Origin of the sequence: Microcoleus sp. K4-B3, assembly GCF_036704615.1 — a bacterium.
Taxonomy (GTDB): domain Bacteria; phylum Cyanobacteriota; class Cyanobacteriia; order Cyanobacteriales; family Microcoleaceae; genus Microcoleus.
Window position 1 is genome coordinate 1 of record NZ_JAUBSF010000231.1, and the last position, 1,389, is coordinate 1,389.

1 protein-coding gene and 1 pseudogene are annotated in these 1,389 nt (G+C 35.1%); both read left to right on the plus strand.

Going from position 1 to position 1,389, the window contains the following annotated elements:
- A pseudogene (locus QUA78_RS32610) lies at positions 1-141 on the plus strand (ISAs1 family transposase); the annotation flags it as partial.
- Between the two features lie 256 nt (positions 142-397).
- Complete coding sequence (locus QUA78_RS32615) at positions 398-1,333, plus strand: lactate/malate family dehydrogenase (RefSeq protein WP_333307485.1); 936 nt, start codon at positions 398-400, stop codon at positions 1,331-1,333.
- Positions 1,334-1,389: the final 56 nt, after the last annotated feature.

A 1,389-nucleotide genomic window follows, 5' to 3' on the forward strand; every position in this document is an offset into this window, starting at 1 on the left:
TTTGCCATCCTGAGACGGATAGCACTTAACGCTCTTAATCAGGAGAAAACATTGCAGCGTAGTCTTCGTCAAAAAATTAAACAGGCTTCTATGAATAATGATTATATGATGACTGTTATCAACTCCTTTTGTAAAGCTTGATTGAGATGCTCTTACCCTGCTATTTAGTTCCTAACGATTTTTATTTTCTGTTGCAAAAAAGAGAATTAATTATATCATACCTAGAAAAATTTAGAGACAAAATCCCTGAAAAATTAGAGAGTTTAGTTAAGGAATGTTGTATTAAGTTTGACATAAATTGTCCGATACCCTAATAAGTATCATTCTTACTAAAGCTATTTTGAGCATTTTAACTAAGTTATGAAATTCCGGATTTTTTTAATGGGAAGTTTTTCTGATGCCTAGAAATCAGATTGGTGTTGTTGGCTATGGAAATATCGGCAATAAAATTGTCCATCTATTATTACGTGAAAATATTCAACCAGTCGTAGTAATCAGAAATCCTGACAAAGCGAAAGCACTAGACGATGATTATTATCCTGCTCAATTAGGCTCAGATATTCGACCAATTTTCACGAGTAATTATGAAACCCTTGAAAAAGCTGACTCCGTAATTGTAACGGCAAGTATTCCTATTGATCCTATTGAAGTTATGGCAACCTCAAAAAGTAGAATTACTCACATTGAGTACAATACTTCTATCATGTGTGAAGTTGCCTCAAAGTTAGCCAAAAACATATCTAAAGATACTTTAATTGTGATAATGACGAACCCTGTTGAGAGTATGGTTTATGCTCTTAAAAATGCAGGAGGGTTTGAGTCAAGAAATGTCATAGGTGTAGGAACTGCTGTAGAAGCTGCACGATATGAGGCATTGATTTCCAAAGCTCTTGGTATTGCAAGAGAGCAGGTTGTCTCTACTGTAATTGGTGGACATAACGAAAATGATTCGATTTTCCTGCCAAAATACACAAAAATTGGTCAGTTTCCCCTCTTACACTTTAACCTTTCCGAAAAAGATCTGCTGGAATTAGAGAATCAAGCAAAAACATTAGGCTGGAATATTCTCCGAAAATCCAATCAATTTTCTTCTATAACCCCAGCTAGTTTAGCAGTCAATTTAGCCAAAGCACATTTGAACAATGATGCTAAACGTGTTGTTAATTGCACAATGGAAGTTCCCTTTGCATTCGTTAACGATATGCTCGGTGATGATGTTATTGAGAGCGATGAACCCACAGTTACCCTAGGAGTATTAGCCTTACTTAACTCTAAAGGAGCCGAACCTCAAAAGCTCCCATTATCTCAAATAGATAAGCTGTCAAACATCTAAACTGCATTAACTAAGTTACCTTTACTTTTTATTTTTCGGTTCCATTTCATAATTAG

Coding starts and splice junctions, on each gene's coding strand:
- QUA78_RS32615 (WP_333307485.1), top strand. CDS start 398: ATGCCTAGAAATCAGATTGGTGTTGTTGGCTATGGAAATATCGGCAAT.